The following is a 14,760-nucleotide window of genomic DNA, read 5'->3' on the forward strand; positions in this document are numbered from 1 at the left end:
TTTTATTTACTATAACAAAATAAAAGCTAACATATGCTAGCTTTTATTTTTCTATCATTCAATTTCCAGGTCAACTATTAAATATGCCATGATTACTACTAAGTAGAAACTCACTCCAGGTGCAATTAAAATATGACCAGCCATGAATGAAATACCTAATCCGAGAAATATCGCTGCAATCACCATTGCATATTTCACAGTGAATATTTGTTTAAATTTAGTAAATATACATGCAATAAATTTAATACCAAAGTATAAAAATGGAATTACAAGTAAAATGAACCCTATGATTCCGAAAGAATAGAACCAATCATGGAAGTCACGTTCAATTAACTTCGGCTGTTCTTTATAGTTACCAGCGTAACCCATTCCTAATAATTTTTGAGACATTGGAGCTTCATTATAGAAATCTTTATACATCTGTTCAAATAATTGACGCCCACTAAAAATAAGAGCTTGCGTTTCTTCTTTTTTCTCCGCTACTTTTTCTTTTTCTTTCTCTTTTTCCTTTTCTTTCTCTGTCACAGGAGGTTTATGCTCTTTAGCTTCCTCCTTCTTTTTCTCTTCCTTTTTCACACTCTGTTCTTGTTCAATCAATTGGAAATGGAATCCCATATTTTTCATAAATGGTGAAAAAGGTGTATATGCCAATATGCCTACAAATACAGTCATTGCAAGAAAACCATTTAATAAATAGGCATGTTTCTTTCCATCTTTACGTTGTGTAAATGCTTGAATAAAGCACATAACAACTGCGATAGCCATTGATCCAAAGATTGCTCCTACGCCAACCTTTGTTCCAATTGCAAATAGTGAATAAACAACTAAAATTGAAGGAATCCAATAGTACGCTTTACCTATACTTTTTGTTTTTTCAATTGAATACAAAATAACAATCGGACACATGATGGCTAAAATAGATCCTAGCTCGTTACCTGCATAAAACCAACCGCGTGATCCTAATTTTACCCATTCATAACTATTATAATCTGTTCCAGTAGTAATCGAAGCTACCATTACTACCCCTATAATTAGTGATGCATACGTAATATAGTCACGCATTTTTGAATTTGAATGGCTTTTTTCTTTTAAAGACTTGAATACAAACACATAACAAGTAAGCATAACAAAAGGATATAAAGCTTTTGCTATAAATTTAATTTCTTCTGTAAGTACCATAGGGTTTTTTGTAAGCTTGTTATTTACTAATCCGATTGTAAAGACTATCCCTACTAAGATTATATACAATATATATTTTATATTTCCTTGTTTCTTCGTTTGAATTAAAATATATATCCCGCTTAGGAACATAACGAATAAGCGTGTAATAACTCCAATGGTCGTATCAATTTTTAAAACCATGATACAGAACGCTGTAAGCAAATCTAAAATCGGTTGCAACAAAATAAAGATTAGTAGAAAATTTTCAAATTTATTACTTTTACTATTTTCGCTTAACATCTAGAACCTCCATAACTATTACCTAATTTCAATCTATACAGTTAATATTTTTTCTCATCTCAAATATTTATTATAACATATATTTTTTAATTAAACGTCTCACATTTCTACCCCAACCTTACCTTACAGAAAAAAGATTATTTGTATTTTCAAGCGCTTTCTTTCCTCATTTTTTCTTTTTTTCTACATGTAACGAAAATGCATTGTTATTTACATAACTTTAGTGTATATTTTTTCTCTGGAACATCTTTAGGAGGAAGGGATTACAGCAATGTTATTAATCGACATATTTACGTTTCTTGGCATTATCGCCGCTGCTATTTCCGGTACATTAGTTGGTTTAAAAAAAGATTTAGATTTATTTGGTGTCCTTTGTTTAGCTGTAGCTACTGCGCTCGGCGGCGGTATTATTCGTGATATTATGATCGGTAACCTGCCTCCTGTCGCATTTGTTAAACCCATTTACTTTTTCGTAAGCGTATTATCAGCATTATTTACTTGTATGTTTTTTGAACGTATCAATAAACTGCAAGTCGTTATTATGCTTTCTGATGCTGTTGGCCTAGGTGTTTTTACAGCCATTGGTGCAAATGCGGCAATGTCACATCATGTTGACGCCTCATTTCTAGTTGTTTCAATGGGAGTCATTACAGGTATTGGAGGCGGTATTTTGCGTGACATTTGCGCTCAAGATATCCCTTACGTATTCCGAAAAGAGATTTACGCAATCGCTTCTATTTTAGGAGCAATTAGTTTCCTAATCACATATGCAATGGGGGCACACGTATTAGCTTTCTATGTTTGTTTATTAGTAACATTCATTATTCGTGTTGTCACTGTAATATATAATGTACATTTCCCAGTTTTCTTTAAAACACATGCTAAAATTAATAAAGGCCATTAAGAGAATTCTGCATAGAATTCTCTTAATTTATATACTATTCTACACACTAATATAGAGTAATTGTATATAAAAATATATAATTATAATAGAACCAAAAATGAAAACGCTTTATACACAGGGGGAAGAACGATGCTTGGGGTTTTTAAAAAACATACAAATAAAACATACGCCAGTATACTTGAATTAAGTAAGGATCAACAAATCACTTTTAACGTACCTACTAATTCTGAATTGAAAATTCAAATGGATATGCTACATATTTCAAAGGAAGATTTACAAATCGTAAAGGTACTACAGCCCTTTATTTATGAAGAAATTGATTGGATTACGGAAAAATTCTATGTCAATATTACAAAACAGCCAAATTTAATTACTATTATTGAACGTTATAGTTCTATTCCAAAACTAAAGCAAACTTTAAAAACACATATAAAAGAATTATTCAGCGGAGATATGCATGAAGATTTTATTGAACAACGTGTTCGAATTGCCAAAAGACATGTACAAATTGGCTTACATAGAAAATGGTATACTGCCGCTTATCAAGAATTATTCCGCTCAATCATGAAGATATTGCAAACAAAAATTAAAACAATTGACGATTTTTCACATTCTATAAACGTTATAAATAAATTATTTACCCTTGAACAAGAACTCGTTATTGCGGCTTACGAATCTGAATATGAAAGAATGCAAAAAGAACATGAAAAAGAAAAAGAAATAACAGCTATGACCATTACGCATATTGCAACAGAACTAGCATCTGTATCTGAAAAAACGAGCGCTTCTATTCAACAGTTAACCGCTAAATCTGAAACTATTGTAGAAATTGCCAAAACAGGTACATCATTAGCTACAACATCGGAGGAAAAAGCCAATAAAGGGAAAGAGCAATTAAATCAGCAAAATAAACGAATGGAATACATTCAAACGAACATGGAAACTATCATTACAGATACTCATGAACTTCTCGATATTTCTAACAAAATTAACGAAATCATAGATATTGTAAAATCAATTGCAGAGCAAACAAACTTACTCGCACTAAATGCTGCGATTGAATCTGCTCGTGCTGGGGAATTTGGTAAGGGCTTCTCCGTTGTAGCTGGAGAAATTCGAAAGTTATCAGAGCAAACGAAAGAATCCATATCCAACGTGACAAAGCTCGTTGAAAAAACAAATGAACAAATTATTCGTGTCTCTTCTTCAGTCAAACAAATTAGCTCCCTCGTATCTGAAGGAACAGATGGTATGTCTGCAACAGATCAATACTTCCAAGAAATTGTAAAAGACATGTCTAACTCGAAAGAGCAGAATAAAAAAATTGAAAATGAGTTAGAAACCATTTCACAAGTAATGAAAGGAATTCAAGACGATTCCTCAAAAATGGCTTTAACAGCCGATAGTTTACAACTGGAACTGAACCGATAGAGTGCAGATTATGTCAGTAGGGATTCTTTATCTCCACTAATTCTTAGTCCTCATCTTCCATTCAAAAAAAGAATCCAATCTGGATTCTTTTTATTTTCTGAAGAATATTTTTTGACAGTACACATAGCTCATATAAACACCAAAGCTTTGCAAAATAAACAAAGCTGGCACTATAAGATTGTAATATGCCATATCTACTTGGAAGAGTCTTAACAATACGTATCCACTAATTAACAATAAGAACAACATATATCCTTCGTTTTGTTGTTTCTTAATAAGAAAGTGTAATAAAGCAATAGACATAAACAATGTTACTGCTATATATATAAGTTTTTCACATTTAAATAGAATAGAATGTATTCCCTCATCTGAGAATTGATTAATGACTGGCTTTAAAAGTTTAAACCTTTCTTCTTCAATCTCTTTTAGCTTTTGGTCAATACGCTCTGTTACGCTTTGATTCTTTGTCATTTCCCTCTCATTTTTACCTTTTCCAATCAAAACAGATTGAACATACGTTTCGTTTGAAATCGTATATTGTGACATTCCCATTGTCTGAATTCCATAACTCACACCAAAATGGGCACTATAAAATAGAATAAGTATCCCTATCATCTTTAATAATACTTTTTGCTTCATTGCTGATTGAAAAAGTTCAACTAACAATACATATACAGCAATAAAAATAGGAAGAAATAACCCCATTGGGAAAATCATATTACTACATGCAAATAAAATTGCTGCAAGCACCCACATATAAGGATGATCTAAACCTTTATATAAAAGTATGTAACAAGCTAAATAAAATAAAAATATTGCGAGTGATTCTGATGTTAATAAAGAACTCATAAATATATTTGGAATATATAAAGCGTAAAATACAGACGCAATACGACCGCATTCTTCTCCAAAAACGATTGCTGCAATACGATAAATGAAAAATGCAGTCCCTGTGCAAAATAAAATATTAAATAACTGCAATGCGAATACTGTATCACCAAATATACGAATAATAATTGATTCATAAATAATAAAAGGTAACTGTGCTATATTCTCTACGCTATTACCAATTGCAACCTGCTTTGCAGACTCAAACATAGCTTTCATATCACCGATTAACGGAACATCTACAAATAAAACCATACTAAGTCTCACAACTATACATGTACTGATAAGAAAAATAAGAAATTGTTTATCTGTAAAACGATACTGTAAAATCGATGCTACCAACAGCATGAGAATAACGAAAATAACCAATACAATTGTTACACTTGTTGTATTGTCTCCAAAAAATTGTTTGCTTGTTTCGAACGCAGACCAACAACTGTAAACAAAAAATGCGAGCATCGCACCAATCATTATTTTACTGAAAAAAGACGAAAAATTTGTTTGTATATGATTCATATGTCCATTGCACCTCTATTTCCATTCATAACAAAACGATTCTATCATGAATAGGCACACAGCTGATAGGGAATTTCTATGACAAATACAGGGTCCTAATTTTTTCACTTGCAATGTAAGCGAATCCTCTTTTACACTACACTTTATATAAGATAACTTTTCTTTCAGTTACATGAATACAAATACAGAAGTTTTACTCACCCTCTTCTGGAATTCTTTACTTCATTAAATATCTATGGATTTTTAATATTTTTGTACTCCACTTACAATACATGTCATTCTGATTGAAAACAGAAAATAGGGGCTGACCATATGGAAAAGAAATTCATGCGAGAATCCAAAGCAATTAAAACAACACGTGTTTTTCCGAATGATTTAAATAATCATCAAACACTTTTCGGAGGAAAATTATTAGCAGAAATTGATAGTATCGCTTCAATTGCAGCTGCAAGACATAGCCGTAAACATTGCGTAACAGCATCTATCGATTCTGTAGATTTTTTAACTCCAATTCACCAAGCAGATTCTGTTTGTTACGAAGCATTCGTATGTTATACAGGAAAATCTTCAATGGAAGTGTTCGTAAAAGTAATTGCAGAGAATTTATTAGCAGGAGAACGTAGAATAGCTGCAACATGTTTCATTACATTCGTTGCATTAAAAGACGGAAAACCTTCATCTGTTCCACAAGTACTGCCTGAAACTGAAGAAGAACATTGGCTACACACAACTGGTTCTGAGCGTGCAGAAAGTAGAAAAAAAGGGCGTGTCAAAAGCAAGGAAATGGCTGAAGTTCTAACTTTAAGTAAACCTTGGAGTATATAGGACTTTACCATTAAAACATCTTCTGAGCGAATAATTATCATATATTCGCTCATTTTTTATAATCATTTCCACACCTTCATACAACCATTACTCCTTTTCACACATACTATGTAATATTTTTATACAGATCCGTTCGCTATTCACTTTTTCTAATTGATAAAATCTCATTTATAACACGGTTCTATTCCATCAACAGTTGCTTTACAAAGTTTATGTAGGGTACACTTATACGGGTGGTCAACAAAACAATTTAAGGATTTGTAAATCGTGTAGAAAACACCTTACACTTCATTGATATTGAAAGAATTAACTGTAGTTAAAAACCTTACTATGACATAGCAAGTATTTTAATTAAATTGGATTATTTTAATGGAAAGGTGAAATTATGCAGAAATCAATTGCTTCAAATATTTTTTATAAAATACTGCTCAATACGTTTAATATTATCCTTCCAATTTTAGTTGGTCCTTACGCATATCGAACGTTAGGAGCCACTTCAATCGGAACCGTTAATATTGCTGAAACTTTTTTCAATTACTTCTTCGTGTTCGCCGTATTTGGTGTATACCAATATGGTTTACGTGAAATTAGCTTAATTAAAAACGATAAGAAGAAAGTTTCTAAGTTATTTACAAGTCTCTATGTAATTAACTTCACAACTAGTATTTTGGCTTTATCAGCCTTTGTGCTCTTTAGTTATATTGGATATGGACATGAAAGTCTATTTCCAGTTCTTCTTATTTTTGGTTTTAATTTCATATCTAACATGTTTTATGTGGAATGGTTCAACGAGGCATATGAAAATTATGACTTCATCACTAAAAAAACCGTTATCGTTCGATTAATCTATGTCGTACTTCTTTTCTCTTTCATTCATGGGGTCGACGATTACAAAACATATGCTGGTTTATTAGTATTATCCACATTTTTAAACCACTCTATTAGCTTTATATATGTGAAACGCCAAGTGAAATTTGATTTTTCCGACTTAACGATTATTCCTCATTTAAAACCGTTACTATTAGTCTTGATTTTTTCAAATGCTAATATTTTATATACTCAATTAGATCGTCTTTTTTTAGGAATATATGTTGGAAAAGAAGAAGTTGCATATTACGTAATGGCTTTTCAAATTATGATGATTATTAATACACTTATGTTAAGTGTTGTACAAGTAACCGTTCCAAGACTGTCTTATTTATCAGGAAATGCGTCTGAAATGGAGTATGAATCTTTACTAAATAAAATTTCAAAAGTATATTTCATTACCCTATTCCCTGCTGCAATCGGTTTAATGCTCATTGCTCATGAAGCTGTTGTCATTTACGGTGGACAACAGTTTGCCGGAGCTGGTAATACACTAATTGTTTTCGCCTTCTATATGATTACAGTTGGCATTGAGTCCATTTTATCGAATCAAATTATTTATGTGAAAAAGAAAGAAAGCATTTTAGTGCGATTTTTATTTATTTGCGGATTTATCAACTTAGCATCTAATATTGCACTAATATTCTTCCATGTACTTACACCAACAACCGCAATTTTTACAACAACAATTGCGAATTGTTTCTTAATCACATTTGAATATATTTATGTGAAAAAGAAACTAAAAGTGAATTATACGTTATTCGATATACAAAAACTTAAATATCTCTTTTATTCCCTAACATTTATACCGATAGCATTCGTTATTGATATGATCGTATCTGGACAAATACTACAAGTTATCCTAGTAATAATAACGTGTGGATTAACTTATGCCCTTATCCTCTTTATGACAAAGGATGAAATTCTCTTTTCACTACTCGAAAAGATACTAGCACGATTCAAAAAGGCTTAAACGCAATCTCTAAAAGGAGCTGTTAAACTTGAAATTTTCTTTAATCATGGCTACTTGTGGCAGACGTGATGATATTCTTGACTTACTAAAATCACTTGAACAACAAACTTACAAAAACTTCGAACTTATCATAGTAGATCAAAACGATACGCCAATCTCTGATTTATTTGATGAATATAAAGATAGATTTTCTATTAATTACATTTATACACCTATTAAAGGACTATCGAGAGCTCGCAATGCAGGCTTAAAAGTAGCGGATGGCGATTTTATCGCTTTTCCAGATGATGATTGTATTTATGAAACAAATGTTTTAGAGAGTATATTAGAAACCTTCAACTCTAATAAAGATGTTCATTTTATCTCAACAAACACGACAAATGTTGAAGGAACGGGTTCTTTAATACACTCGCCGAATACAGACATTATTTTAAATAATAAGTATGGATTCATGGGACCTTCTTTCACACTATTCTTTACAAAGCAATTTGTACAAGATGTAGGTACATTTGATGAAGATTTAGGTGTTGGTTCGGGAACGATTTATGGAGCTGGTGAAGAAACTGACTTTGTACTACGCGGTATGAAACAAAATTATACTGGTTTATTTAGAAAAGATCTGTTCGTATACCATCCTGTAAAAGAGGAAATTATTAATGAACAATCATTAAAACGTGCCATTTCTTATGCTGGTGGTTTTGGTAGGGTTATTCGCTTACACTACGGATTCTCTTATTTCTTACGTGCTGTTGCTGCCGCAACATTCCGTATGACACAAAATATTTCTAATGATAAGCGCAAATTCCATGCAAATCGCTTACGTGGAATTGTTCGTGGTTATTTAAAATAAAAAATAAGGTGTAACCACTTTTATTAAATGGTTACACCTTATTTTTATTTCTTTCACATCATAGCAAACCATCATCCTTTTGGAATCGCATACCCTACTGGTCAAATACATTATATATTTTGGAAATGATAGCATTCTATCCAAGAATTTAGTATCATGATTCAAGACACTATTTAGAAATGAACGGAGGACATTATGAGCTTATTAACTGTTGAAAAATTAGGCCATACATTTGGTGATCGTACATTATTTAAAGATGTATCCATGCGCTTACTTGCAGGGGAACATGTTGGATTAGTTGGAGCAAACGGTGTTGGTAAATCAACATTTATGAATATAATTACTGGTCAGCTTATCCATGACGAAGGTCGTGTAGAATGGACACCTGGTACAAATTACGGTTACTTAGACCAGCATACTATTTTAACACCTGGTCGCACAATTCGTGATGTATTAGCAGATGCGTTTTTACCTTTATTTGAAAAAGAAAAAGCTTTAAATGAAGTTGCAGAAAAAATGGGAACTGCTACACCGGAAGAATTAGAGGAACTTCTTGAGCAAATGGCAGAAATTCAAGATGCTCTTGAGGCAGGCGGATTCTATTTATTAGATATTAAAATTGAAGAAGCAGCACGTGGTCTTGGAATTGACGCAATTGGTCTAGATCGTGACGTTGCAGCATTAAGTGGTGGACAACGTACAAAAGTATTACTCGCAAAATTACTACTTGAGCAACCAGAAGTACTACTATTAGATGAGCCTACCAACTATTTAGACGTTGAACATATTCATTGGTTAACAACTTATTTAAAAGAATATCCACACGCATTCCTATTAATTTCCCATGATACGGAATTTATGAATAAATGCGTCGATATTATTTTCCATCTAGAATTCACAAAAATGACGCGTTACACAGCGACATATGAAAAATTCCTAGAGCTAGCAGAAATGAATAAAAATCAACATATCAACGCTTATGAGAAGCAGCGAGAATTCATTAAAAAGCAAGAAGATTTTATTGCGAAAAATAAAGCTCGTTACTCAACAACAGGACGTGCAAAGAGCCGTCAAAAGCAACTTGATCGCATGGAACGTATCGATCGCCCTGAAACAGCTATTAAACCTGAGTTTTCATTTAAAGAAAGTCGTGCAAGTAGCCGATTCGTCTTTGAAGGGGAAAATGTAGAAATTGGATATACACATCCGCTATTACCAAAATTAACGATGACAATTGAACGCGGAGAAAAAATTGCAATTGTTGGATGTAACGGTGTCGGTAAGTCAACACTGTTGAAGACAATTTTAGGTAAGATTAAACCATTAAGCGGAAAAACAAGCCTTGGTGACTTCTTAAATCCATCATACTTCGAACAAGAAGTAAAAGCTGATAATATAACACCAATTGATGATGTTTGGAATACTTTCCCTAGCTTAGACCAACATCAGATACGCGCCATGTTAGCGAAATGCGGTTTGAAAAACGAACATATCTCTCGTCCACTGAACCAATTAAGCGGTGGCGAACAAGCAAAAGTTCGTTTATGTAAACTAATGGGTGAAGAAAGTAACTGGTTACTCTTTGATGAGCCAACAAACCACCTTGATGTTACAGCAAAAGAAGAGCTACAAAAGGCGATGAAAGCATATAAAGGAACAATTCTTCTTGTATGCCATGAACCAGACTTTTATGAAGGTTGGATAACAAAAACTTGGGATGTAGAGAAATGGGCTCAGCAAAACGCTTAATCCAATAAGAACTATCTTTCAAATTTTATAAGTAAAAAAGCAGTTGCTTCTAAAAGGATTCGTACACACCCTTTTGAAACAACTGCTTTTTTTACTATTTTTTTACTTATCTTTTTACTATATCTCTGTCACTTTTTTTATTATAAATATGCTTAATACCAAAAGCAGCTAAAAAGATCATAGGTATTGTAGCCGAATAATGATACCTCGGTGCTACTTCTACTATCATTTGTGCCATTGTTAGCCCAATTACATATAAACAAATAATTAAAAGTGAAGATTTATTTTTATTTTTTATAGCTACTAACGCTCCGAACAGTGAAGTAACTAGTAAAAAGTAATAGAAGACATTAGAAATTATAGTATAGCGTACTTTATGGTCCATAATTGGATCTGCATATTTAACAGCTTGGTCATCATTACCTAAAAAGATAATAAATTTATCATACATTAGTTTCCCGAAATCTATATCATCGTTTTTGATTCTCTTTTTCGCTTCTTCAAGCATTTGCTTTTGGACGTCCTGAGCACTCCATCCTGGTTGACCACTATAATGATATAGTAATGCTGAATCTCCTGGATTCCATGTTCCTGAGGCTCCCTTATTAAACCCTACATGAATATTGTATCCCGGCACTGTTGCTATCTCTTCACCTAAACGTAATGTTACATAATGATTTGCCGCCGAAGACATCATTAAGTATCCAATAATGATAACCCCTAAGTATGCCACCTTATTAATAAGTAGCTTTTTATTCCCGATATGTTTTGTATCTATAATAAACATCCATATCGCTAAGGCTATAATTGGCACTGCTGCAATTGGTCTTGCCATGTTTATTAATACAAGTAATGCAGCTAATAGAATTGAATACATAATAACCTTTGCAATCGTTATATTTTCAAGTTTATCATAAACAATTATCATAATTGCCCAGGCTAATAACAGTACTGTACAATACAACGGTTCTGAAAGTGCAAACATGTTATACATCGTTTGTGATGGCAAGAGAATCCATAAAACACTTGCTGTTATCGCTGTTCTCACTCCACCAATTCTTCTAGCTATAAAATATATTAATCCCATCGAAATTGTAGTTAAAACAACATTAATAATTGGCGGAATCATAAAGTTTGCACCAAATATTTTTAGGAAGATACTTAAGAATGAAGCATAACCAAAAATATGTGGAAATAATGCAACATATCTATCATGAATAACAAAGTTATCACCTAATGCTTTTGCAGTATTGAAAAAGGCTTCATAGTCACCAATCGGATCAATCTTATATGTAACAATCCATGCAGTTTTCACTGCTACACAAATAATTAGCAGTACAAAAAAGCATATTTTTTCATTTACTCTCTCAAGATATAGCGATCCACTACTAAGTATAAAGTTTCCAATTGTACATAATAATAAAACTCCAACTAATATCATTACATAATTATATTTTTGAGTATCTGAAAAATAATCAAAAATTAAAATTGCAACGAAAAAGCTATAAATGCCGTATATGGCACGTGTAGAAAAAGTTGAAAACAATCCAGAAAAACGTTCCAAAAAAACTCACTCCTTAACATATTTATATGGGAAAACATTATATTTCCTAAAAAAATTACACTACCAGCTACTATACATTAATATTACCATGATTTCCATGTTTGCTCTCATATTGTCCGGTATGCCAATTTAAAATAACCTTTTTTATTATTGACAAATTCATTCTATATCCTAAAATGATATCCACTCAAAACATATAACATCTTAGTATAAACTATGCTATAATTGATAGTTGTTATATAAGAATAACCTTTCTACATTTCTTGTTTTATTTATATATTTTATAAAGATGAGGATACTATTATGGAGAAACTCTTAAAGTTTGGTTTAGTAGGAATCTTTAATACGCTCATTACCATTATTAGCTTTTGGATCTTATTAAAGTTCGGGATGAACTATCTTGTTGCGAATACCATTGCCTATTTAATTGGTGTTGCCAATAGCTACTATTGGAATAAAAATTGGGTGTTTAAACCTAATAATAAAAGCACGTCAATGTTCTTTAAATTTCTAACTGTAAATTTAATTGTATTGGCTTTTAATACATTATGTTTATTTATATTAGTAGATAAGCTTGCCTTGAATGCATTAATTGCACAGATTTTCGCAATTGGTGTCGGAATGGTTATAAATTTTGTCCTTAATAAAATTTGGACATTCAACCAAACTGAAAATGCTACTAATTAAATTTGAACGACTTATTAAAAATACGGAGGATACAACATGCAAAAATTAATTTCGGTTGTAGTTCCTATGTACTTCGAGGAAGAAGTAGCACAGGAATGTTATAACCGTTTAAAGTCCGTTATGCTTCAAAATGATATTAATTACGAGTTTGTCTTTGTAAATGACGGTAGTACAGACCGTACAATGGAAATTTTATCTGAGATTGCAGCAAATGATTACCGTACAAAAATCGTTAATTTCGCGCGTAACTTTGGACACCAAGTAGCCGTTACAGCTGGTATTGCTGCTGCAAAAGGTGACGCTATTGTAATTATAGACGCAGACTTACAAGATCCACCTGAAGTTATTCCTGAACTTATTGCAAAATGGGAAGAAGGATATGAAGTTGTTTATGCAAAACGTAAACAACGTAAAGGTGAAACTTGGTTTAAACTTTTAACAGCTAAATATTTCTATAAATTCCTAAACTACATGTCTGATATCGATATCCCAAAAGATACTGGTGACTTCCGAATCATCGATCGCAAGGTAGCTGATGTTTTCAATCAAATGACTGAGCGAAATCGCTTCATCCGCGGTATGATGTCTTGGGTTGGCTTCCGCCAAACGTATGTTGAATATCAACGCGATGAGCGCTTTGCTGGTGAAACAAAATATCCATTAAAGAAAATGATTAAATTTGCATCTGATGGCATTATTGCATTTTCGACAAAGCCATTACGCATCGTTATGTCTTTAGGTTTATTATCAGTTCTTATTTCTATAATTGTCTTACTATATACAATTACTGTGAAAATTCTCGGACATGATACGCAAACAGGTTGGGCATCTATAATGGTTGCTATTACATTCTTTAGTGGTATTCAGTTATTTGGCCTTGGCATCGTCGGCCAATATATTGCTCGTATTTATGACGAAAGTAAAAACCGTCCGATTTATATCGTAAAAGAAACAATCAATATTGAGCAAGAAGAGACTACACAAACAAAAGAAAAAGTGAATGCATAAAAAAAAGGTAACAATGAAAACTGTCATTGTTACCTTTTTATATTGTAATATCCCATAAGTCGTAAACGGAATTCTTTTAAATTTGGATATACTTCTAAATTAGACAGCATTCCTTGGATGACCGGAATCCTTGGATTTGGTAATCTCATTTCCGCCTCCAAAACATCTAGCGTAACAATTAATTCATCATCTTCTAATTGATCAGCTAATGTACGTTTAAAAACAATAATTTCTTTCAAAAAATGTTCCTTAACCTGCTCCTTAATAAGCTCTGATTTACAAAGGAATTCTCCAAGCTTTTCTTCATGTAACACGGGTTCTTCCGAAGATTCTACCAATCCATCTACTAAATCATCCACTCTTTTCAAAATAAACGCAGAGACATACGATAAGTCAATTTCTGATGCTTGTATAATGATTAGTTCTAAATATCCACGGCATATGCCCTCTACCATAATTACTAAATCTAACAAATATGGAATAACCTTGTCACCATAAATAGACAGTAAACTATTACGATAAAATGCGTGAGACTCTAACTTCATCCGCATCATAAATTCTTCCACTTCTTTATTAAAAGGAATAGCATTTTCCCTCGCATGCATAATAATAAATTCTTTATGCTTTTGTATATCGTTAAACTGGCAATGCAATTGTTTTGCAAATTTTTCACGTGGTAATAATGATTCTTTATCAATATCCATCATTTTATTTTGAATCTTGTCATAGTAATATCGAAGTGTTGCTAATAAAAGCTCATCTTTCGATTTAAAATATAAATAGAAAGCTCCCTTAGATATGCCACAAGCTGTCACAATTTCCTGCACTGATGTCGCATTTACACCCTTAGTCGCAAATAACTTCATAGCCATCTCTATAATTAAGCGCTCTTTTTCTTTCATATCTTCTCTCCTAAACTTAATCTCGCATCTTATCATGAATTTATTATACCATCTCTTTTCATTGACGACTGACCAATCAGTCAGTTATATTATGTATTAGACTGACCAGTTGGTCAATACAATAAAAAGGGAGCG

Annotated in this window: 12 protein-coding genes and 1 pseudogene; 9 read left to right on the top strand and 4 right to left on the bottom strand. The window is 32.3% G+C overall.

The features are described from left to right. Positions 1-54 precede the first annotated feature (54 nt). On the bottom strand, positions 55-1,461 hold the full coding sequence (locus tag V7S50_RS22400) for an O-antigen ligase family protein (RefSeq protein WP_242254096.1): 1,407 nt from the start codon (positions 1,459-1,461) through the stop codon (positions 55-57). Between the two features lie 271 nt (positions 1,462-1,732). Here V7S50_RS22400 and V7S50_RS22405 point away from each other — a divergent pair, with 271 nt between their 5' ends. The 3 genes and pseudogenes from V7S50_RS22405 (at position 1,733) to V7S50_RS34085 (ending at position 3,796) form a co-directional block, all read left to right on the top strand. Continuing rightward, entirely contained in the window at positions 1,733-2,365 is a 633-nt protein-coding gene (locus V7S50_RS22405) for a trimeric intracellular cation channel family protein (protein ID WP_000924376.1), read from the top strand. Between the two features lie 249 nt (positions 2,366-2,614). Next, positions 2,615-2,992: pseudogene (locus tag V7S50_RS34080) on the top strand (protoglobin family protein); the annotation flags it as partial. Next, on the top strand, positions 2,990-3,796 hold the full coding sequence (locus V7S50_RS34085) for a methyl-accepting chemotaxis protein (RefSeq protein WP_375296236.1): 807 nt from the start codon (positions 2,990-2,992) through the stop codon (positions 3,794-3,796). The pseudogene V7S50_RS34080 and the gene V7S50_RS34085, both read left to right, overlap by 3 nt. A gap of 90 nt (positions 3,797-3,886) precedes the next feature. On the opposite strand, the gene V7S50_RS22415 is transcribed toward V7S50_RS34085, so the two are convergent. Continuing rightward, positions 3,887-5,200, bottom strand: a complete 1,314-nt coding sequence (locus V7S50_RS22415; RefSeq protein ID WP_242254092.1) for an ArnT family glycosyltransferase — start codon at positions 5,198-5,200, stop codon at positions 3,887-3,889. A 312-nt stretch (positions 5,201-5,512) separates the two neighbouring features. Between V7S50_RS22415 and V7S50_RS22420 the strand changes: the two genes are divergently transcribed. The 4 genes from V7S50_RS22420 (at position 5,513) to V7S50_RS22435 (ending at position 10,464) form a co-directional block, all read left to right on the top strand. Continuing rightward, a complete protein-coding gene (locus V7S50_RS22420) occupies positions 5,513-6,025 on the top strand; it encodes an acyl-CoA thioesterase (protein ID WP_000412135.1) in 513 nt (170 codons plus the stop codon). Between the two features lie 385 nt (positions 6,026-6,410). Next, a complete protein-coding gene (locus V7S50_RS22425; RefSeq protein ID WP_242254090.1) occupies positions 6,411-7,865 on the top strand; it encodes an oligosaccharide flippase family protein in 1,455 nt (484 codons plus the stop codon). A 28-nt stretch (positions 7,866-7,893) separates the two neighbouring features. Continuing rightward, positions 7,894-8,715, top strand: a complete 822-nt coding sequence (locus tag V7S50_RS22430) for a glycosyltransferase family 2 protein (protein WP_336376478.1) — start codon at positions 7,894-7,896, stop codon at positions 8,713-8,715. A 195-nt stretch (positions 8,716-8,910) separates the two neighbouring features. Further along, positions 8,911-10,464: an ABC-F family ATP-binding cassette domain-containing protein gene (locus V7S50_RS22435; protein WP_060633034.1), complete on the top strand. Its 1,554-nt coding sequence runs from the start codon at positions 8,911-8,913 to the stop codon at positions 10,462-10,464. A gap of 106 nt (positions 10,465-10,570) precedes the next feature. Here V7S50_RS22435 and V7S50_RS22440 read toward each other — a convergent pair whose 3' ends face one another. After that, on the bottom strand, positions 10,571-12,028 hold the full coding sequence (locus tag V7S50_RS22440) for a glycosyltransferase family 39 protein (protein ID WP_063223960.1): 1,458 nt from the start codon (positions 12,026-12,028) through the stop codon (positions 10,571-10,573). Positions 12,029-12,331: 303 nt separating this feature from the next. Between V7S50_RS22440 and V7S50_RS22445 the strand changes: the two genes are divergently transcribed. Further along, positions 12,332-12,715 carry a GtrA family protein gene (locus tag V7S50_RS22445; RefSeq protein WP_063223961.1) on the top strand — a complete coding sequence of 128 codons (384 nt, stop codon included), beginning with the start codon at positions 12,332-12,334 and terminating at the stop codon, positions 12,713-12,715. A gap of 36 nt (positions 12,716-12,751) precedes the next feature. Further along, positions 12,752-13,723 (top strand): glycosyltransferase family 2 protein, encoded by a 972-nt coding sequence (locus V7S50_RS22450; protein WP_060633037.1) that lies wholly within the window; start codon positions 12,752-12,754, stop codon positions 13,721-13,723. A 29-nt stretch (positions 13,724-13,752) separates the two neighbouring features. Here V7S50_RS22450 and V7S50_RS22455 read toward each other — a convergent pair whose 3' ends face one another. Beyond that, on the bottom strand, positions 13,753-14,625 hold the full coding sequence (locus tag V7S50_RS22455; protein WP_242254086.1) for a TetR/AcrR family transcriptional regulator: 873 nt from the start codon (positions 14,623-14,625) through the stop codon (positions 13,753-13,755). Positions 14,626-14,760 lie beyond the last annotated feature (135 nt).

The organism is Bacillus sp. CCNWLW194, assembly GCF_037120585.1.
GTDB lineage: Bacteria > Bacillota > Bacilli > Bacillales > Bacillaceae_G > Bacillus_A > Bacillus_A basilensis.

Coding starts and splice junctions, on each gene's coding strand:
- V7S50_RS22400 (WP_242254096.1), bottom strand. CDS start 1,461: ATGTTAAGCGAAAATAGTAAAAGTAATAAATTTGAAAATTTTCTACTA.
- V7S50_RS22420 (WP_000412135.1), top strand. CDS start 5,513: ATGGAAAAGAAATTCATGCGAGAATCCAAAGCAATTAAAACAACACGT.
- V7S50_RS22435 (WP_060633034.1), top strand. CDS start 8,911: ATGAGCTTATTAACTGTTGAAAAATTAGGCCATACATTTGGTGATCGT.
- V7S50_RS22450 (WP_060633037.1), top strand. CDS start 12,752: ATGCAAAAATTAATTTCGGTTGTAGTTCCTATGTACTTCGAGGAAGAA.
- V7S50_RS22405 (WP_000924376.1), top strand. CDS start 1,733: ATGTTATTAATCGACATATTTACGTTTCTTGGCATTATCGCCGCTGCT.
- V7S50_RS22455 (WP_242254086.1), bottom strand. CDS start 14,625: ATGAAAGAAAAAGAGCGCTTAATTATAGAGATGGCTATGAAGTTATTT.
- V7S50_RS22415 (WP_242254092.1), bottom strand. CDS start 5,200: ATGAATCATATACAAACAAATTTTTCGTCTTTTTTCAGTAAAATAATG.
- V7S50_RS22445 (WP_063223961.1), top strand. CDS start 12,332: ATGGAGAAACTCTTAAAGTTTGGTTTAGTAGGAATCTTTAATACGCTC.
- V7S50_RS22425 (WP_242254090.1), top strand. CDS start 6,411: ATGCAGAAATCAATTGCTTCAAATATTTTTTATAAAATACTGCTCAAT.